Raw genomic sequence first — 17,608 nt, 5'->3', positions numbered from 1 at the left:
TCCCTCGTCGTTCGCTTAGGACAGCCGAGCTAGGGCTTCCTCATGGGTGGTTCCCGGGGTCCGCTTGTACTTCGGCTCGATCCGTCGTGTTTCGAGCGCGACATCCAACCCTAAGGCCTCGACGACAGAGCGGAGCTTCCGCCATGTCGAATGAACGTCAGCGCCGTCCCTCATGTATTCCTGGAGATTGTCGGCGGTATCGAGCCAACCGAGCTGCGCCTTCGTGAGAGGCTGATCCCGGATTGCATCCGCCATCTGCTCGACATCTCCATGCCTGTAGGGGCCAACCAGGTTCTCCAATGCCCGCGCGTCGGCGCGCAGCATGGTCTTCATCAGGCCATCGGCCACGGCCTGCTCGATCGGCAGGATGTCCTTGGTTGCGAGGTAGGCAACAAGCTCATGCATCCGGAGTTCGCGGTAGATAGTTTCCGACATCTCACCAAGCTGATAGGCGCTGATCTTTCCTGTTTTGGTGGCTGCGTCGAGCATCGCCTGCAGGACTGCAATGTTGGCGGTGCTGATTGCGTATTCTTTGGTGCTCATTTTGGTTTTCCCTCTGGTAAGTCGTTGAATCTCTTCAACTGTTTTAATTGTCCCATGAGGATTCGTCGGCTTCAATAGGCCGAAATGGAGAAAATCGAGTATGATCAGAGACTTAAAGGAATTCACCGCTCCAGATCGAAAGATGTAAACGAATTTTTCTGGGAGAGCGGTCAAAGAAAAACCCCACGTCATCGGCGGGGTTTCGAGGGTGTCTGAGCCTTGTTGCTGGCCCTATTACCCGTGAACAAGAATGGGCTTCGGATACCGTCTGAGATCGCCATCCCATGCGTGCTGCGCCGTCGCGAGTTCCATAATTTCCTCGGGGTAATACGGCTCCCAAGTGTCTACGAGATCATTGATCTCGACTAGGCCGACGAGGTTTCGTTCGCAACCATTGTGGCGGTATTTCTCGTTGTGGGCGTCGTAGCGAATGACCTCTTCGTAAGGCTCGTAGCCCTCGCAGCTGCCGCCCGCCTGACGCATTGCCTTGAGGTCGACAAAGGGCAGGTTGATGACAAGGCGCTCGCCATCCGGGTCATGGAAACCGATCTTGGGCTGGAAGCTGACAACCTTCCAGTTCTCGCCCGCCACCATGGATTCAGGGCTGTCTTCGAAGCGCCGGATCGTGAAGACGACAGCGTGTCCCTGGCCTTGCTCGGGAAGGACCGGAGCCGTCCAGAATGCGAGAGCGCCGACACGGCGGCAGGATGGCACACCGCAGCCAATCAGGCGTTCCTCGGCGGTGTCTATCTGGTCACCGATATTGGCTGCGGTCATGTGCTTGATTGCGAAGTGGTTGCGGTCAAGGCCGTCGAAGTAATGTGGCATGGGATAGTTCCTCTCTGATTTTGTTGTAGCGGGCCGTCTGCGGCCTCGTGGAATGCGTTAGTCGAAGTGGAAGGTGGTCTGGGGTTCTGGTGGCCCAAAGAGGACCCCGTAGCCCAATTCCTCGGCCTGGGCGTGCAGCACCGAAGCGAAGGCATCGAGGTCAACCTCGTCATCATGCCTGGGCCATCTGCAATTGACGAAGGCGTCGGCGACCGCGTCCTTGAGGCGATCCCTGACGAAGTCGTCATCAAGATCGTCGTTGGCAAGCGAGATGCGGGCCGCCGGATACAGGCTAAGCAGCGCCTTCACCGCGTCGATGTCGAGAACGATACCCGTCTCCCCGGTCAGGAATTCGGAGGCTCGCTGATAGTCATTCTCTGTGGGCTGCGCTTCCCGGTTTTCTAGTTTGTACTCAAGGTCGCTGCGCATAAGCCCGAAAGCCTCGATCGTCTCGACGCTGCCATTGCCTGCAATGCGGATCACTGCCTCCGGTGTTAGGGTGAACATGGTCTTCTCCCTATTCCTTGGTTTTGACTTTGGTTTCTTCGTCATCGAAGACGGCGAGCAGCTTCATCAGCTCGCCCTTCCGGAGTGATGACCTGTATCTCTCGCGGGCGAGCTGAACGGCGTCGTAGGCGATCCCGGCCGCCTGGACGACGTTCTCCAGTTTCTGGAAGGCTGTGCGGTGAAGCTGGTATTCCTGGCCAATCCGGATGAATTTTTCCCCTTGGGCGTCGTCGGCTTTGTCGGGTTCGTGGACGGTTGCTGCTCGGTTGAACGCGTCGCACCTTGCGATGTCCTCGGCCTGCATGAGGCCACGGAGCTCAAGGATCACGGTTTCGAGCTTGCTGGCGACTGCACTGACGGCAATCTCCACGTGATCCATGGGTGGATTGATTTCTATCATTTCGGTTCCCTTCTGTGGCAGCGCACTTGATCTCGCCGCCTATGAAGAGATTCCCACGGCACATTGTCGGCGACAACTAAAAAATGACAGCGAAAACAGTATGCTAAGAGATCAAAACGAATTCCGGCCACCACATCAGGGGATGTAAACGAATTTTTGTGGTCGGCAAAAAGAAGCCCCCGGCAGGGCGAGATGCCGGGGGTCTAAACGCATCCGCCGATGGCGTGATCAGAAGCTAGGGGCCGATGCGAATTCGATATTCCAGAGGCCCGTCTGGAAGCCCTTGCTGTAGCTTCCGACGGTATCCTCGGCGTCACTGTCGAGCAGGTCGAAAGCAGGCGATCCGAAGGTGGCAGCTCCCGCCTCAAGGCCGTCCAGGTAGCCCGTGAAAAAGTGGGCGGCTGCGCTGCCCTTGGCCTTCGCGACTTCAACATGGGCGGCCTCAATCAAGGCGCGGACACGATCATCTTGGAGTAGGGACGAAGGGTTAGCCAAAACGCAGCCCTCTCTGTTGCAGGTTCGGACGAGGGGCCGACTGCTGCATCGACATGGCATTCCGTTGTTCCGGAGCTGGTCCAGCAAGACGGCAGCAAGCCTCGGCTACCTTTTTGACGTCTCCCAGACGGAAGGCGACACTTGGAAGATCGGGGTTGGCAGCGAAGCGTTGGTCAGGAAGGCCCGTGGCCTTGTTGATGGCATGGGCGTAAAGCATCGCCTCGTTCTTAACGCCGTCGAACTGCTTGGGAATTCTGTCGAACATCTGGAGGCCGTCCTTCTGGATCGGGTCAGCTCTGAAATTGGCAGCAAAGAGATTGAAGGTCGTCACCGAGCCATCCTTGTTCGTGACATCAAAGGTGCCGAACTTCGTAAAACCGAGATGAGGATGTTTGACGAGGCTTTGGCCGTTAGGCTCCACTGACTTCAATTGGACATGCCTCGGGAGGGCATTGGCGACTTCTGCGAAGGCCTTCCGGCCAACGGCCTCCATGTATTTTTCGACCTTATTGCCGACGGTTTGCGGAGCCAGGTACTCACGTACTGTCGCCGCAGCTTTCGCCTCGGCCGCCACCCTCGCTAGGTGAGCCTCACGAGTTTCGCCGGCGAGCCAAGCGCTTGGCCCTGCCTTCTGCAGTTCGGCCATCTTGGCGCGGATGCGTTCCGCCGCCTGATCGTAGTATCTGTTCTTCGGCTGGTAGCTGTTTGCTGTCATTGCTGCTGTCATGATTGATCTCCCGTTTTCAAGATTCTGCTTGTTGGCGGAACTTGAAACAAAGGAAAAAATCAGGCCTATTCAGACACTTAGTTGACATCGCAAGGCGGGGCGGGGAGCTGTCAGCAAAAGAATTTTCAGAAGCCCACGAACTTGGTCTTTGGCTCCTGTGTGCTGCCGCTCGAGTCCGCTTTTGCTACCTTCCGCTTGGCGATCCTCTTGGGGACTTCCTGCATCATCTGCGACAGGGTAACGGCATCATGGATGGGGTCGGCGATCTGCGCGAGAGCGTCCAGGCGGCCGAGGGCATGAAGGGCCATCACGAAGGTATTGAGGGAAATCCCCGGATCGCCGCTTTCCAGTCGGTGCAGTGTTGTACGAGATACCCCGATCCGCCCTGCGAAGTCATCGACAGCCATGCGCCGAGCGCGACGGGCGAGGGAGATGTCAGCACCGATCTTCTGGAGAACCCGTTCGACCTGCAGATGGACCACAGCGCCGCCCTTGGTCGTCTTCACTTTAGTGGTCATGGATCATACCTGATACAAAAGGACGCTTAACGTTTCAGATATGATACATAACATTGCCTGCGCCTGCCAGGCATTTCATCTGCTGCCCTAGTCCCGGAGGGCATGCAAAAGCCCGCCGAAGGCGGGCCGCGTGTGGAATCCAATCGGTAGTTCGGAATTCGTATCAGTCGTTTTCTCCGAAGCGGCGGACGTGGTCGGCGTAAGCCTTGCGGGCTGCCCGATCATTTCGAAATTCGAGCTGTTCCGGAGTGAGGGTGAGGAAGCCCGTTTCCCCATTCCGGCGGCCGAAGAATCTCTGACGCTCGGCCGACACGAGCTGCCAGTCGATTTCCGTCCGTCGCCAGATGGCAAGGACACCGAAAGACCCCATGTAGCCACCGCCGCCGCAACGCGTTTCGAGGATTGCCCCGACACGCAACGCGGTCGGAATGCCCATTCGCTCCATTGCGCCTTCCCCGTCTCGATCGATGACAGCCAGGTGATCGGCAGCCTTCGGGAATGTGTCGTAAGGCGAGCGCCCCCGAAGGGTGCTAAGGTAGGCATTGATCTTTGCCCTGTCCGACGTCGACACGCCCTTCTTGGCCATGAGCATCTGCTGGGCGAGGTTGAGTTCGGTCATCGATCGGCTCCCGTGGAGGTGGGGAGGGCTTCGCGCCGCTCCCCGGTGTTGGCGGCTTAGGCGGCGACGGCGATCTGATGGGCTCGCTTCAAGAACGGAGAGAGCGACACCGAGGCGGCCCCGATCGGATTATCGGTCCCGTCGTCTTCGACCGTGAACACTGCGGGCTCCAAGTCGTCGCGATAGGCCGTGACATGGCAATCCACGCTGTTGAAGAGATTAGGTCCAAGCTGCTCCAGGACTGCTTCAACTTCACGGGATCGCTTGCCTTCGGCGCGGCCATCGTCGACGGAGAGCGCGAAACCCGCATTGATGAGGTCTTCGACAGCAGCGCGGATTATGCTCTGAATCTTGTCCTCCCGGCGCTGCGCACGGTCCTCGAAAACACGCTTGCAGTCGGTGATGATCGAGAACCCGGCCTTGTGGCGGCCGATCAGTTCGAAGAGCTTGTCGTCATCTAGCTTCTTTCCATCGTCGAACTCGTCGAGGTAGAACATCACGTTAATGTCGGAATGGGCCTGCTGGTAGGCGTCGATCGACATCATCCGGTCAGATGCGACGACAGCCAGGGCGAGGCCCTTCGGCGTCGAAGGAAAGCGGCTGAAGGTGACATAGTGGAAGCCGTGGACATCGCAGAATTTTGCGGTTTCGATAGAGATATGCTGCTGCATGATTTTATTCCCCGTGTTTTCTTGTTAGCGGCAGGTAAGCTCTTGATCTCCCTTGCCTATTGTTAGAATCTCACGCGGGCCGATCGGCGGCAACAAGAAAATTGCCGAAACTCCTGTAACATCAGATACTTGAAGTAATCCGCCGCACCCAATCGAGCTTTGTAAACAAACTTTTCTTTAGGATCGCCCTGGCGGTCGGCCGATAGGGAAGCAAAGAAAAACCCCGCGTCATCGGGGGGGTCTGGTCGGCAAAATGAGTGTTGACAATTCGGAATGATCCCGGCCGTCAACCGCCGCAGGAAAGGGCCGCCGGGCATGTGCCGGCGGCGAAGCCGTCCGGCCTTATGCGGCGATGATTAGTCCGTCCAAAGCCCGCTTGGTGATGATCTCGGCCTGCGGCTTGGTCACGATCAGACGAGTACCTCCGTTGTGTCCGGCACGAATACCGACGCGGGTCACGTCAACAAGGTGCCAACCTTCGGCTCCTCGCTCGATGCGAAGACACGTTGTGGTCATCGTGTATTTGTAGGCGCGGGCGGGACCGCTTGGCGAGTAGAATGCCGCGGCTCCCTTTCGCCTGCTCTTTGGAATGCCGCGGGCCTCAAGCATCTGCTCGGCCTCCTTGGCGACCTCGTATGCTGCGAAAGCTCGCAGCGTGTTCGCCTGGGCTTTGCCGTTCGCTTGGGTGAATGCCGTTTCGACTTTATCCCGGTTGTTGTCGGTGAGGCTGATTTTCATTTTGGATACCTGTTCCCTTCTGATTTCTTTGTGGAGTAGGGGAGGGAGACAATGCCCTTCCCGGAGTTGGCGACTTAGGCGGCTTCTTCGAGAGCGGCGGGTTCCTCGGAAGCGTCCTCGATCGCTGCGACGACAATCGGGCCAGCTTGTTCGCGCAGGGCGGCGCGGATGCAGTCGAGCGCGTGGGCTGCCTTGCCGATTTCCTCGACGGTCATCTCCGCTTTGAAGAGGAAGCTGTTTTCCATTACGCGGCGATCCTTGACCTCATACCCCTGACGGCCGTTAGTGAAATCACGGCCCGTGAATTCGTGGGTGTCCTTGTCGAACTTGGATTCCACCTCGTAGACGTTTCCGTCGAAAAGGAAGACCAGGGTTGCGAAGAACTCTTTGCGCTTGCCCTTTCCGCATGCCTCGGTGTGGCTGCTGATCTTGAGGAAGTCGGACACAATTCGATCAGCGGTTTCGGCAATCTCGGCGTTTTCATTCCGCGCCGCAGCTGCGGCGTGGATCGCGGCGATCCGAGCCTCGCGGATAGTTTCTTCCTCGGCGCGTTTGTATTCCTCTTCCCGCTTCACGGTCCTATCGGCAATTTCATAGACAGCGCCAGAGGCGGAGAAATTCGGATTGACGATCTCATCGCGAACGTCCTTCACTCCGCGAGCGATAGCCCGAGCGAGCCAGTAGTCACCGCTGATGACGCAGTATGGACGGCCCTTTCCGCTTTCGTGATTGCGATACTCGTCGTTGATGCTCTCAAAGACTGCGGCAGAGATGTCTGCAAGCTCGGCAAGGTCCTTGTGGATGCCCGTTAGCTTGGCAAATGCCGTGGCTGCGAGGGCTGCGAGGTCGATGTTCTTGATCTGAGTTTCCATGGTTTCATCCCCAATGTTTTCTTGTTTCGCAGTTAAGTCGTTGATCTCCTTAACTGTTCTTAGTGTCCCATATGGCCTGATCGGCGTCTACAAAAAAATGTTAAAATATATTGACAAATCAGATACTTAAAGGAATATCCCGCACCAGTTCGAGAGATGTAAACAAACTTTTGTTTGGGGTCGTCCTGGCGGTCGGCCGACAAAGAAAAACCCCGCTCGGTGGCGGGGTCTGTCAACTGATTTCCCTTCTAGTACCCTCAAGCTACCCTAGCCTCCTTCGTGGAGGGCAGGCCCCATGGGCGCATTCCAAGGGAAGGAAGTTCGTTGCCTTCAAAAATGTTGGCAAGCTGTACTATCGAAACGAGCCGCCATGTTCCGCTAAGGCGGCTAAGGATTGCAAAGATGCTTCCGCCGCGAATGCCTGGAATAATCCATTCGGCCTTTGCGCCCTCGCGCTGTGTAGCGGTCATCGTCTGCCAACGGGATTCCAGATATTCCTTGCCGTCAACAAGTTTGGAAACGAAGGCGTTGATCTCGTCGCGGATTTCATAGGCGGTAGCGCGGTCTTTGAGCGCGAGGGCGGCCCGCTCGGTAAAGGAGATCGTCCGGACCGGTTTGCCGTCGATCCATACCAGGACTTCCGAGAAGTTGAGCAGGGCCGCGCGGATCGATGCCTCGCAGAGATTGATGGCGGAGAACTCGTAGCTTTGGGAAATGGTGCCATCGGCTGTCGAGCGAATGATGATGCGGGCTTCGGTTGTCATGGGGAATTCCTCTCTGGTGTTGTGGTTTTCAGATTGAGTGTTGACAATTAGGCGGCTCGCCGGCTCTCGGCCTCCAGTTTTCCCAAGAACGCTTCGGCTTCGTCCTCGGTCACCAATGTGTCCAGCACTCGCCATGCTGCTGCCAACTCGTAGGCAGCTCGGGTGCCTTTATCGGCGCGGGCGCTGCGAATGAGCCCTTTGATCGTGTTCACGGGGAAGCCCTCAAGGGCGGCGACTATCTCGTTTATCTTCTCTTCGTGGGTTTTCATCGGGTGGTTCCTCTCCGGATTTTTTGATTGTCGGCAGTAGTTGGGGAGGGCTTGTTGTCCTCCCCGGTGTTGGTCGGCTCACGCGGCGTAGGCGTCGAACTCGTATTCCATGTTGCCCGCTAGTTCCTCGGCTGTGGACATCAGGGCGGCCATGGTGTCGTCAAGGTAGGACTGGAGCTCTTCGGCCTTGTCGATCTCGTCCCGGATTTTCTCGATCTTCCGATCGGCTGCCTCCTTGGCTTTCTCGATCTTGGTATCGAACGCCTTCATGATCTTCTCCTTGGCGGCCTCGGTCAGCCCGTCCTCGTCGAGCGCTTCGTCTCGGCTGTCGTTGAGTTCGTCGATCGCGGACTCCAGGTCGGACTCGATGTCACCGATCTTGTCCTCCAGTGCGCTGATCTCATTGGCAACGCCGTCGTCCTTGAGTTCTTCGATCTTGAAGGACAGCTTGGCGATCTGCTTGCAGATGGAGATGGTTAGCTTCTTGGTCATGATTTCTTCCCCGGTTATTTTGTTTTCTGGGCAGTTAAGTCGTTGATCTCCTTAACTGTTTTATCTTCTCACGGGGACTTGTCGGCGGCAATAAAAAAATGGTCAACAAACTTGTGTAATCAAAGACTTAAAGGAATTTCCCGCGCCAAATCTAAGTCTGTAAACAAACTTTTCTTTCGGTCGCCCAGGCGGTCGTCGATCGAGGAAATCCAGACGTGGGCAACGCCGGATCGACCTCGGCCCCTCCGATTGAGTGTTGACAATACGGAACGAGCCGAGCTTTCGGGTCTGGCTCCGAAATTGTGAGGCTTCAGCCGAACGAAGGAAACTCCAGGACACCAAAATCCCGAGCATGGGCCGCGCCGAGTGGAGGCAGGGTCAAGGGCCGCCCAGAGCCACGCACAGGTGCGAAGCGCCGAGCATGGCGAGCATGGCGAGGACGGAGCGAAGCGATCCCTTGATGCTGACGGAGCGACCCAATGCTACCGCAACCGGAGACAGGACACGAAAGATAAGCCCGAAGGGCGATCTGTAGGGCCCTGCTCCGGACTAGGCCTCGCCAATGAGAGACCCCTTATTGGTCTAACCTAATTAGAAAGGCCCCGACGAGCGGACCTAGTGCAGGTGGATGGTAATAGGGACACAAAGTTCTCAGAATGGGAACCTGCGTCCGAACCAAGGCTAGTCACTCGAACCGTCGACCTGTTTTTTGGAGAGTTCACGCCCGAACATCATAAGATTCCAGGCGTAGTCATGAGCGCCGACAAGGTGAGTATGTAGGGGAGCAGCAAATAGGCCGAAAACATGCCCCTGCTCGGCCGTCAGAGCGTGTCTGGCATCCAATGCGGCTCTGATAGCCTCCAAGCGTCCATGCGCCTCCTTGGCCTTGTCTAGGAGCTGCGTCAGCCGATCGGCCTGTTGGGTAAGCAACGCAGAAAGCTCGCCTCGATCTAGTCGGGCAAGCTCCTTCTCTCCACGCTTCCAGTTTTCCATGTCGATGATGTTCTCGGTCATCATGCAGGCTCCGGCGTAGGGATGTCGGAATACCACTCGGAAGTATCGATGGGCAGCTCCACGACGAAGCTGTCGAACATCTCGCCGTTCTCGTTGAAGCTCGCGTTATCAAGCTCACTGGCAGTGCCTTGAAGATGTCCGCTCGCCTTCATCAGGCGCTCGTTGGCACGCATCAGAAGGCGGAAGGTCTCGGGATGCATATTGCCGCCCTGCATGACCGTGAAGCCATGGAGCTCGTTAGCAAGGAGGAGAACGTCTTGCATCGAGCTACGGAGACTGTTCAGCACGCACTCGATCTCCGTCGCCACGTTGATGTTCTTATGGCTCGGTGCGCTCTCCGTCCGGGCTGCCTTACGATCTGCGAAGTTGATGACGTTGCTCATGTCGTCTCCTGTCAGGCTTCGGAAGCGGTGGACGCGAAGATGCGGTCTTCGGCTGCGTCGAACGCTTTGACGCTTGCACTGATGATTTCGATCGCATCACAGAAGCCACTGGCAGCGCGATATAGGGGGACGTCTTCTTCGAGCACTCCACCTTGGTATTCATCAAGGAAAAGGGCGAAGGCGGAGAACGCCATGGCGAGCTTGTATCGAGCATCGCGGCAGTCTTTCATCAATGCCGCGTATTTCGTGCGGTCGTCCATTGGCAGAACCTCTTGTGCCTCTGGCTGGTCTGCCAGGTTGATTACGTTGTCCATGTGATTGGCCTCTCTCAAGCTGCGCTCTGGATGTCGTCGATGTGTTCAAGGCTGCCTTTCATGATGATGGCATATCCCTGTCGTTCGAATGCACGAAGCAATTGCAAAGGCTCTGCGCCAGTCGTTTCAGACTGCGTTTCAAATGCCCTGCGATCTTTGTTGTAGTTGAAGCCACCGAACTGCTTTGCAGTCATCACAATGGCGTTAGCATCCGGGTTTTCCGTGACGTTCTCAAGCTGCTTCCCGTCAATGATCGCACGGAACTCGAAAGAGCCTTCCCGAGTGCGATACATGATGATCTCAAGAACGGTCGACTGCATACTAAAACCCCGCTTCTCAACTCCCTATAAAATAGGACCCAAGGGGTTACTTTGTCAACGTGTTTTTACGTAGCCAGACCTGCTAAGTGGCTGGTAAAAAACACAAATAAGCTTTCCGTTAACCGAAATCGCAAATACTCGATAAAATTGAATCTGTCTTTGAGGAAATTGCTTGCTCGGTTGAATCGAGCCCGGCATGGTGAACGCCATTTTATAGGCATTTGCCCTCCCTAATCCCGATGGATTGCGGAGCGAAAGGAAGGAAGAACGATGAGAGCGCTAGTGATGGTAGCCTTCCTGATTTGCAATCCGATCTCCGCGTCGGTTGCAGGCGGTGTCCTGTGGCAGCTGAACTACAACAAGTCGATGCGCAACGCATACGCCGAGCGAAACTTCCGGGAGGAATGCCCTGTCTACAAGCAGGCGTCGACCTGGGAGCGTTGGACCGATGATCGCGTCAGCAGCATCAGCTGGTGCAAAGACTACCTGGACCGCATCTAAGGCGGCCAAATTCAAGGAGCCGTCGAATGTCCGAACTGCCTGACAACATCAAGGCGATCCAAGAGCGCTTCCGCCCTCGTTTCGAGGCGCAGGACGCCCGCATGGAAGCGTTGGCGGCTGCTGCGTTCGCAGATCGCCTTGCCAATGCCACCGTCACCCACGACTTGCCTGCGGAAGAGGCCTTGGCCCTTCTCGATGCCTACGCTGAAGGAGAAAGCAATGTCTGACAATGCATCCAGTGCCGTCGTTCTCGGCTTCTTCGCTGTCTTCGCAACTCCTGTCCTCGCGGGCGGCTACTTCATGCACGACTTGCAGCAGCGGGCCGTCGTGGAAGTGCAGGATCGCACCTTCAAGACGTCCTGCAAGACCTACAGGGGCATGACGACGTGGGAACGTTGGTCGACCCCGCTGGGCTGGCAGGACAGTTGGTGCGACGACTATCTGGCCCGGATGTAAGGGAAACGAAGAACCCCACGATACGAAAGCCCGCCCAACGACGGCGGGTTTCTCATTTGGCGGACGTCATGGCCGACGACGATCCGCACATAGCGGATCACTTAGCCTAAGGTCTCGATGCACTTGTCGAGCAGGACGATGAAGTCGTCGATCGTCTTCTCATCGGCAATCAAGTCGTAGATCGCGTGACCGATGACCTGTTGGGAGACATCCGCCTCTACGTAGCGGTAGCCGTTCTTGCGGAGGAATGCGCGAGCAGCGGCCCACGCTGTTCTCTTGTTGCCCTGCTCGAAAGCATGGGCCTTCCCTATGGCGAGCACGAGATATGCCGCGAGGATGTGGACCTCGAAGACATCGTCATAATGAAAGTAGGCTTGTGGGCGGTTGAGGGCACCTTCGAGAGCCGCCTGGTCCCGAAGAAGGTGATTTTCGCCCGTAGCTGCGACCATTCGCTCGTTAAGCCGGATCACCTCGTCGGCGGTCACCCAGACAGGCTCAATCGTCACTTAGCGAGGATGTCCAAGATTACGCTGTCCGTTTCGAGGAGCTCGTCGGCAAACTTGTCGATATCGAACTCGCTCTGAACAGGCTGAGATATCTTAGGCTCCCGAATTTTGGTCAGCCCGGTAGGCGTTTCAGCGAGCGCTCCTGCGTAGCTGAAGGCGACGCCTTCTCTCTTGGTGTCAATGGTCTCCTTGACGATGCCCTTCGGAACGCGCTCGACTTGAAGCGTGACGAACCGTCCGGTATGGGAATCTCTCCCGCCGGGGATTTCAAAGCGACCAGTCTTTTCGTCGGGCTTCTTCTTCGCCATCGTCTACTCCATGGATACCCTGAATATAGGCTAGGATCGCACTGATTGCCAACAGGGCGGCTTGATCGACGCTCGCTACTAATACCGGATTCGGAATCCGTCCACTCCCGGCTTATATTCGGCGAAGCTTGTATCGAGTAGCGCAGTGCCATGGCCCGACCCACGACTCCCAAGCCCCTCCTGTCTGACATCGCAACGCCTGCGCGATCCCGGCCGAGAAAGCCGCGCGATCCGGCGCAGCCGCGTCTACTGCTCGATCCTATGCCCTCCCGCGTGGAACCCTGTCTCGCTCTTCTGACGGCCAAACCGCCAAAGGGTCCCAAGTGGAGCTACGAGATCAAGTGGGATGGATGGCGCGGCGCGATCCACATTGATCAATCCGGCATTGGTATCCTGACGAGGAACGGGCACGACTGGACCCGGCGTTTCCCGACCGTCGAGAGGGCGTCCGTCGCCTGAATGTCGGGTCCGCAATCCTCGACGGGGAAGTCGTGTGCTTCGACGATCAAGGGCGATCCGACTTCAACTTGCTCCAGAAATCGCTTGGGGGACCACGGGGAAAACGGGTTGCCGGCGAAGCCGCCTTTGTCGCCTTTGACCTGCTCTACCTGGACGGCCATGACCTCCGGAATACCGAGCTGTCCACACGTCGCCATCTGCTCGAGGCTCTGATCCCCGTGGGCGATCCGATCATTCGATTTTCGGAAGATTTTGACGGCGATCCGGACGAGTTCTTCGAAGCCGCCTGCGCTCACGGTCTGGAAGGTATAATCGCCAAAGACCGGAATTCGACTTACCGATCCGGCCGCCTCGGGGACTGGCTGAAAATCAAATGCGTGGCGTCGGATGCCTTTGTCATCGTCGGCTACGAGCCATCGGCCGGTGCATTCGGCGGCTTTGGGTCGCTCCTGCTCGCTGCTCGCAAGGCCGGGCAGCTCGTGTATGTCGGCAGTGTCGGTACGGGCTTCAATGAGCGCGAGGCGAGCGCGCTGCGCAAGATGATGGAGAAGATTCCGTGGAAGAGGAAATCGCCACCCGTCCCCTACTCTGGCAAGCGCCAGGTGGTATGGCAGCAGCCGACACTCATTGCCGAGATCGCCTATCGTGGATGGACTGGTGACGGCAAGCTAAGGCAGTCCAGCTATAAGAGGCTGCGGGAACAGCAAGACGATGCGATCATCTTTGATTTGGACAGCTTCGAGCTAACGAAGTTGCCCGAACGATCATAAGAATTTGGGATATCCTGGTAGTCGTAACCCCTTGCAGCGCACAAGAATCTTAGCGATATTCGCGCCATCAACGGCAGGGGCAACGCAGATGGTGAAGGTCTACCACCGCAAACGTCAAAGGGTTGGGGACGGCGTCTATCAAAATTTGCGGCGCGATGGATCAATCCAGTCCACGACCGTGAAGCAGGGGAATACCACCATTACCTCCCGTTCTGATGGCAGCACTCGCCAGACGTTTAACTCCGGTCAGGGATGGTCCGAAGTCAACGATAGCCGGTCGCGAGGTCCAAGGAAACAGAGGGCCAACGACCAAAGCGATCTTCTGTTGTCCCTCATTGTTTGGACGGTTGGTTTGGCCTTCCGACTCCTTTGGTGGGTTTTAAGCGGGATCGCCAAGTTCGCTTACCGAGCATTCAAACGTTGAGAGAGCGCACAATAAAGCCCGCTCCGGAGATCAAGACAGAGCGGGCTTTCGTCGCCTTCGCGCAGATGGGGGCGCGAGACGGAAAATGTGGGTCTGGGAGAAACCGAAAACCCTACCCACCTCCAAAGTGTGCTCATCGGCCCTGCCGGCGGCAATCGATATTTTTTTCGTCAGACAAATTGCAGGTCGGCCGCGATCATGAGAAGCGACGGCGGCACTCTGGCTGTGGTGGTGCTGACTGCATAGAGTTGCCCGACGGCTTCCCACATGGCGAGGGGCGCATTGGGATCGAGCGGAGCCATCCATCGATCGTCGCCCTCGGAGACGAAGCCATGGGCATGGACAGCCTGCTCGATTTCGGCCTGCTTTGACGGTTCGATCTCGACGGGCCATGAAATCGTGAGGCCGTAGCTGCTTCCGAGTTGTCTCCATGACATTTCTACGACGTTCAATGGGACTTCCTCCCATCGAATTCGTCCAGCATGGCTTGGACTGACGCAATGGCTTCCTCGTCGCTGATCTCACCCGCGATCCACTTGGCGCGGATTGCGGCAACTTCCTCCGTGGGTTGGATCGCTGCGAATGGCTCGATCTTATCGACGGCTTCAAATACCTGCCGACGGCGCTCGCGGGCGACGGCCTCGGCCGCCTCCCCCTGATGCTCGACCTTGTACCCGATTGCCTCGAGCGCGTCGGTGATTGTATGCGGCCCGCCCGGATTCGGCTGCGTCGTGCTCACGAAGTGGGAAACCCCATGGACGACATATCCCGCCGACACGAAAGCCGCACTGATCTCCTGCACTTCGAACGGCCACAAGCCGCTCGTGCGCAGATTGAAGGAAACGCCTTCAGCATCCGACCAATCCAGATAGATGGGTTTCATCGTCAGTCTCCAAGCTCCCGATAATGGCCGTCAAGCCTCACCCCACAAAGCCTGTCGGGGATACCATCGACGTAGAGGCCGCTATCGACAAGAGCAATCTTCAAGACGAAATCGCGGGTCGCCGTGATGAGCTGGCCGTCCTTGGTGGTGACGGGAAACACATACGAGCAAACCGGGTCGGCGTCGGGGTCGTTCGTTGCCACGATGAACGCAGCGAACCGCTTCCCGATCCGCGGCCTGTCGAAGATTTCGAGGCTGCACTGGTACGGCCCCGGACAACTCGTAGTCCAAGAGCCGTCAAAGGCATCGTCCTTGCGATCCTGATCCGCGAGGGTGGCCGACGGCGCAAGGGCAAGGGCTGCGGGGTGGCTACGATCTTCAATGCGCTGTGGGAGGCTGGGCGCACATCTACTCTACCATGACACGATGAAACTGATATAGTCTCATCTTGAATTGCGATCGCCGCTTAGCGGATGGAAAGTAGTGGCATTCTCTTGCCGCCAAGTAAGCTTTCTCGGGGAGGGCCGCATTTGAACCGTCGTTCCTTTCTGACCTCCGTCTCGGCGCACAGTCTACTTGCCGGGTATCCGAGGGGGTTTACAGCGTTTGCTGAGTTTGCTTTGGGCGGCATGCTGTCGGGTGCCGCGGCCGCGGAAGCACCTCCGAACAGAACAATAAAGTTCCTGCAACTACTTGAGCGCATCCACGATCTGTTCGACAAGACGTCGGATATGATCGACTGGGGCTTTTGGGCACTGGAACTTCCCTATATTGTGAATACCGGGGTCGCCGCGAGCCCAGTTCCGGGAGGAGCCGATGACGACGATCTGATCGCTAGAGCCGAAGCCATCCGAGCGGCTTCGAATGCCATCGAGATACCGCCCTATGAGAGCCCTCTTCCCGTGATGCAGCCCCTCTCTGCAGACTGGGATGGGGCAAGAAATCAGAATTCAGCTCAGGTGCAGGCGTTCACCGATGCTTGTGTCGAACTGATCGAGAGAAAGGAGGCTCTCTCTCTGCTGACCACGCAACTCGCCCAGCTTTCCCAGCTCCTGAGGCTGCTCTCAGATGTTGCGCGGTTGTTTGGCGAGGTATCCACTATGGTGCCCAACTATGAATGGGCGAAGGCATGGGCGTTCCCCCAGATCAGCATCGAGTTGTACTATGCTCCGGTAATAAGCTCCGCTTCGGCAACGGTCGGCCTCCGGCTGGACGATCTCAATCGCTCGATGGGCCAGCGACGCGGAGAACTCCGCTCCGCGGCTGCCGGACTGCGGAACGCGCTTGCCGAAGAAGCGTTCAAGATTCAGGCGGAAGCGGACCGCCTGCGACTTCTCAAGGAAGAGCTCGATCAGCGTCAAACGGAACTCGACGCAGAGGATGATCGGATTAGGAGAATGAGGGTCGACCTAGACGCGCTTGATCTGGACATCAACGAATTGGATGGTCAAATCGTAAGCCTGCAGGAGCGCAAGGCGCGCCTCGAGAGCGACATGTCATCGTGGAACGGCACAATCCGCGAACAGGAACGCGAGATCGCGAGGCTTTCAGCGGAGAAATGCCCTCTTGGTGCCACATATCGGACCTGCACCCAGCACCCCGGTTTTGTGAGCGATATCAGGAACAGAATCGGTGCGGCCACCGAGACCATAGGCAATCGGCAGCGCGCCATCGCGGATGCAGGGCGCGAGTTTTGGGGAATCCCGGATCGGCTCCGCGTGCTCCAAAGCCAGCTGGCGGCAAAAACCAACCAGCGCGATGAGTTGAGCGCGCTTGTCGACATGGACAGCGCGCGATTTGCGGCAGACCGCGACCAACTCAACCTCGAACTGCATGATTGGCTGAAGCAGTCATGGACTTCCCGCGCGCTGGTTCATGATCGGGCAAACAAGGACGACTCCAGCCGCATGGACGAGTTGATGCGGAGGGCCGGGGCATGAATAAGTTGCCCCTGTTTGTAGCCGTATTTTTCACCATAGCCGACGCAGCGACAAGCGCTCTGGCGATCGACGCAGTGCGCGACCGACCAGCCACGCTCCCGGAAGTTCGAGTTCAGGTTATCCAGCGAGCGGCGATGGACACTATTATCATGTCCCCTGCGGAAAGGGCGACACTCAGGTGTCTTGAGGCGACCAACAGGGTTCTGGCCTTCTCCAACGGCCGGGTCATACACATAACCATTGGCCTGCCTGACCCCGATCTCCTCGAGATGTTGAATACAGCGACGGCTTCGATCGGACGCGCGGTGCCTTCAGAAAGGGCGGAAGCGCCTCCAACTCCTCAGCATCCAAGCAGCGGCGACGATTACGAGGCTGTTCGCAGACTTTTGTCGCCCAGCGGGGATTGGAGTGCGAAGACCTTCAACCATTTGTCCACCTTAAAAGGGCAGGTCGCACGCCTTGTCACGGTCGAGGAGGCGATAGGAGAGCTGGGCGCAGCGGCTCACGCTCTCCTGCTGGCGTCGGAAGTCCAAGATGCTCGCCCATGGCCGGACGAGCGCTCGATCATCATCTATCTTGAACGCCCCGAAGCGTGCAAGGATGCGAGCCTCGGCAGCTTCCTCGAAAACACGGTGGCCAATGTCGGAGCGCAAGTCGAGAGCCTCGACATACTCGACTCGGTGGCGAAAATCCTCCTTTCGGTCGACACGACAGCGTCGCAAATCCTTCCGTTGTCCTCTCTTTCCTACCACGAGGTGTGCGGAAGCGAGGACGGCGTCGGAATGGGAGGCGTGGCTTGCGGCCGACGGTTCCATCGACTGTTGTTCCCGTTCTATGCAGACAGGGAAGACGAAGTGGTTCAGGGGCGGACAACCGGACAATCATTG

At 57.5% G+C, this 17,608-nt stretch carries 28 protein-coding genes and 1 pseudogene; 6 read left to right on the top strand and 23 right to left on the bottom strand.

The features are described from left to right. Nucleotides 1-15: 15 nt before the first annotated feature. The 18 genes from HX899_RS01120 to HX899_RS01035 form a co-directional block, all read right to left on the bottom strand. The gene (locus tag HX899_RS01120) at nucleotides 16-543 is read right to left on the bottom strand and encodes a hypothetical protein (protein WP_181291479.1); all 528 of its coding nucleotides are present in this window, start codon (nucleotides 541-543) and stop codon (nucleotides 16-18) included. A gap of 234 nt (nucleotides 544-777) precedes the next feature. After that, nucleotides 778-1,371 (bottom strand): hypothetical protein, encoded by a 594-nt coding sequence (locus tag HX899_RS01115; RefSeq protein ID WP_181291478.1) that lies wholly within the window; start codon nucleotides 1,369-1,371, stop codon nucleotides 778-780. A 57-nt stretch (nucleotides 1,372-1,428) separates the two neighbouring features. Beyond that, nucleotides 1,429-1,878 carry a hypothetical protein gene (locus HX899_RS01110; RefSeq protein ID WP_181291477.1) on the bottom strand — a complete coding sequence of 150 codons (450 nt, stop codon included), beginning with the start codon at nucleotides 1,876-1,878 and terminating at the stop codon, nucleotides 1,429-1,431. Nucleotides 1,879-1,888: 10 nt separating this feature from the next. Further along, nucleotides 1,889-2,278 (bottom strand): hypothetical protein, encoded by a 390-nt coding sequence (locus HX899_RS01105; protein WP_181291476.1) that lies wholly within the window; start codon nucleotides 2,276-2,278, stop codon nucleotides 1,889-1,891. 228 nt (nucleotides 2,279-2,506) lie between these two features. Next, entirely contained in the window at nucleotides 2,507-2,728 is a 222-nt protein-coding gene (locus HX899_RS01100) for a hypothetical protein (RefSeq protein ID WP_181291475.1), read from the bottom strand. Nucleotides 2,729-2,765: 37 nt separating this feature from the next. Then, the gene (locus tag HX899_RS01095) at nucleotides 2,766-3,500 is read right to left on the bottom strand and encodes a hypothetical protein (protein ID WP_181291474.1); all 735 of its coding nucleotides are present in this window, start codon (nucleotides 3,498-3,500) and stop codon (nucleotides 2,766-2,768) included. Between the two features lie 125 nt (nucleotides 3,501-3,625). After that, nucleotides 3,626-4,018 (bottom strand): helix-turn-helix domain-containing protein, encoded by a 393-nt coding sequence (locus HX899_RS01090; protein ID WP_181291473.1) that lies wholly within the window; start codon nucleotides 4,016-4,018, stop codon nucleotides 3,626-3,628. A gap of 163 nt (nucleotides 4,019-4,181) precedes the next feature. Further along, nucleotides 4,182-4,637 (bottom strand): hypothetical protein, encoded by a 456-nt coding sequence (locus HX899_RS01085; RefSeq protein ID WP_181291472.1) that lies wholly within the window; start codon nucleotides 4,635-4,637, stop codon nucleotides 4,182-4,184. 56 nt (nucleotides 4,638-4,693) lie between these two features. Beyond that, nucleotides 4,694-5,308, bottom strand: coding sequence for a hypothetical protein (locus HX899_RS01080; protein ID WP_181291471.1), 615 nt, complete (start codon nucleotides 5,306-5,308; stop codon nucleotides 4,694-4,696). Nucleotides 5,309-5,650: 342 nt separating this feature from the next. Beyond that, nucleotides 5,651-6,046 carry a hypothetical protein gene (locus HX899_RS01075; RefSeq protein WP_181291470.1) on the bottom strand — a complete coding sequence of 132 codons (396 nt, stop codon included), beginning with the start codon at nucleotides 6,044-6,046 and terminating at the stop codon, nucleotides 5,651-5,653. 74 nt (nucleotides 6,047-6,120) lie between these two features. Then, nucleotides 6,121-6,918: a hypothetical protein gene (locus tag HX899_RS01070; RefSeq protein ID WP_181291469.1), complete on the bottom strand. Its 798-nt coding sequence runs from the start codon at nucleotides 6,916-6,918 to the stop codon at nucleotides 6,121-6,123. 257 nt (nucleotides 6,919-7,175) lie between these two features. Continuing rightward, nucleotides 7,176-7,682, bottom strand: coding sequence for a hypothetical protein (locus HX899_RS01065; RefSeq protein ID WP_181291468.1), 507 nt, complete (start codon nucleotides 7,680-7,682; stop codon nucleotides 7,176-7,178). A gap of 47 nt (nucleotides 7,683-7,729) precedes the next feature. Continuing rightward, entirely contained in the window at nucleotides 7,730-7,951 is a 222-nt protein-coding gene (locus HX899_RS01060; protein ID WP_181291467.1) for a hypothetical protein, read from the bottom strand. A 78-nt stretch (nucleotides 7,952-8,029) separates the two neighbouring features. Then, nucleotides 8,030-8,443, bottom strand: a complete 414-nt coding sequence (locus HX899_RS01055) for a hypothetical protein (protein ID WP_181291466.1) — start codon at nucleotides 8,441-8,443, stop codon at nucleotides 8,030-8,032. Between the two features lie 681 nt (nucleotides 8,444-9,124). Continuing rightward, nucleotides 9,125-9,457 (bottom strand): hypothetical protein, encoded by a 333-nt coding sequence (locus HX899_RS01050; protein ID WP_181291465.1) that lies wholly within the window; start codon nucleotides 9,455-9,457, stop codon nucleotides 9,125-9,127. After that, complete coding sequence (locus tag HX899_RS01045) at nucleotides 9,457-9,840, bottom strand: hypothetical protein (RefSeq protein WP_181291464.1); 384 nt, start codon at nucleotides 9,838-9,840, stop codon at nucleotides 9,457-9,459. The genes HX899_RS01050 and HX899_RS01045 overlap by 1 nt, the downstream gene beginning before the upstream one ends. A gap of 11 nt (nucleotides 9,841-9,851) precedes the next feature. Then, the gene (locus HX899_RS01040; RefSeq protein WP_130801416.1) at nucleotides 9,852-10,154 is read right to left on the bottom strand and encodes a hypothetical protein; all 303 of its coding nucleotides are present in this window, start codon (nucleotides 10,152-10,154) and stop codon (nucleotides 9,852-9,854) included. Between the two features lie 14 nt (nucleotides 10,155-10,168). Next, nucleotides 10,169-10,474, bottom strand: coding sequence for a hypothetical protein (locus HX899_RS01035; protein ID WP_181291463.1), 306 nt, complete (start codon nucleotides 10,472-10,474; stop codon nucleotides 10,169-10,171). A 285-nt stretch (nucleotides 10,475-10,759) separates the two neighbouring features. On the opposite strand from HX899_RS01035, the gene HX899_RS01030 reads away from it, so the two are divergent. Genes HX899_RS01030 through HX899_RS01020 form a run of 3 tightly spaced genes read left to right on the top strand, consistent with a single transcriptional unit; the run spans nucleotide 10,760 to nucleotide 11,431 of the window. Beyond that, on the top strand, nucleotides 10,760-10,975 hold the full coding sequence (locus HX899_RS01030; RefSeq protein WP_210273683.1) for a hypothetical protein: 216 nt from the start codon (nucleotides 10,760-10,762) through the stop codon (nucleotides 10,973-10,975). A gap of 26 nt (nucleotides 10,976-11,001) precedes the next feature. Continuing rightward, nucleotides 11,002-11,202, top strand: a complete 201-nt coding sequence (locus HX899_RS01025; protein WP_181291461.1) for a hypothetical protein — start codon at nucleotides 11,002-11,004, stop codon at nucleotides 11,200-11,202. Beyond that, on the top strand, nucleotides 11,195-11,431 hold the full coding sequence (locus tag HX899_RS01020) for a hypothetical protein (protein ID WP_181291460.1): 237 nt from the start codon (nucleotides 11,195-11,197) through the stop codon (nucleotides 11,429-11,431). The genes HX899_RS01025 and HX899_RS01020 overlap by 8 nt, the downstream gene beginning before the upstream one ends. A 101-nt stretch (nucleotides 11,432-11,532) precedes the next feature. Here the strand turns inward: HX899_RS01020 and HX899_RS01015 are convergent, their stop codons facing one another. Next, complete coding sequence (locus HX899_RS01015) at nucleotides 11,533-11,937, bottom strand: type II toxin-antitoxin system death-on-curing family toxin (RefSeq protein WP_181291459.1); 405 nt, start codon at nucleotides 11,935-11,937, stop codon at nucleotides 11,533-11,535. Further along, nucleotides 11,934-12,245 (bottom strand): hypothetical protein, encoded by a 312-nt coding sequence (locus tag HX899_RS01010; protein ID WP_181291458.1) that lies wholly within the window; start codon nucleotides 12,243-12,245, stop codon nucleotides 11,934-11,936. Before HX899_RS01010 ends, HX899_RS01015 begins: the two co-directional genes overlap by 4 nt. A gap of 150 nt (nucleotides 12,246-12,395) precedes the next feature. Here HX899_RS01010 and ligD point away from each other — a divergent pair. Further along, nucleotides 12,396-13,474: pseudogene (ligD, locus tag HX899_RS01005) on the top strand (non-homologous end-joining DNA ligase). 594 nt (nucleotides 13,475-14,068) lie between these two features. On the opposite strand, the gene HX899_RS01000 reads toward ligD, so the two are convergent. Genes HX899_RS01000 through HX899_RS00990 form a run of 3 tightly spaced genes read right to left on the bottom strand, consistent with a single transcriptional unit; the run spans nucleotide 14,069 to nucleotide 14,984 of the window. Further along, nucleotides 14,069-14,350: a hypothetical protein gene (locus tag HX899_RS01000; RefSeq protein ID WP_181291457.1), complete on the bottom strand. Its 282-nt coding sequence runs from the start codon at nucleotides 14,348-14,350 to the stop codon at nucleotides 14,069-14,071. Further along, nucleotides 14,347-14,781 carry a hypothetical protein gene (locus tag HX899_RS00995; RefSeq protein ID WP_181291456.1) on the bottom strand — a complete coding sequence of 145 codons (435 nt, stop codon included), beginning with the start codon at nucleotides 14,779-14,781 and terminating at the stop codon, nucleotides 14,347-14,349. Before HX899_RS00995 ends, HX899_RS01000 begins: the two co-directional genes overlap by 4 nt. A 2-nt stretch (nucleotides 14,782-14,783) precedes the next feature. Then, on the bottom strand, nucleotides 14,784-14,984 hold the full coding sequence (locus tag HX899_RS00990) for a hypothetical protein (protein WP_181291455.1): 201 nt from the start codon (nucleotides 14,982-14,984) through the stop codon (nucleotides 14,784-14,786). A gap of 327 nt (nucleotides 14,985-15,311) precedes the next feature. Here HX899_RS00990 and HX899_RS00985 point away from each other — a divergent pair, with 327 nt between their 5' ends. Together HX899_RS00985 and HX899_RS00980 are read left to right on the top strand one after the other, a co-directional pair. Continuing rightward, on the top strand, nucleotides 15,312-16,721 hold the full coding sequence (locus HX899_RS00985; RefSeq protein ID WP_181291454.1) for a hypothetical protein: 1,410 nt from the start codon (nucleotides 15,312-15,314) through the stop codon (nucleotides 16,719-16,721). Next, nucleotides 16,718-17,608 (top strand): hypothetical protein (locus HX899_RS00980; protein WP_181291453.1); only part of this gene is annotated, 891 nt, incomplete at its 3' end. The genes HX899_RS00985 and HX899_RS00980, both read left to right, overlap by 4 nt.

It is taken from the genome of Rhizobium sp. WYCCWR 11146, from assembly GCF_013591995.1.
In the GTDB taxonomy this organism is placed as follows: Bacteria; Pseudomonadota; Alphaproteobacteria; order Rhizobiales; family Rhizobiaceae; genus Rhizobium; species Rhizobium indicum.
This window is presented reverse-complemented; position numbering and strand designations above follow the sequence as displayed.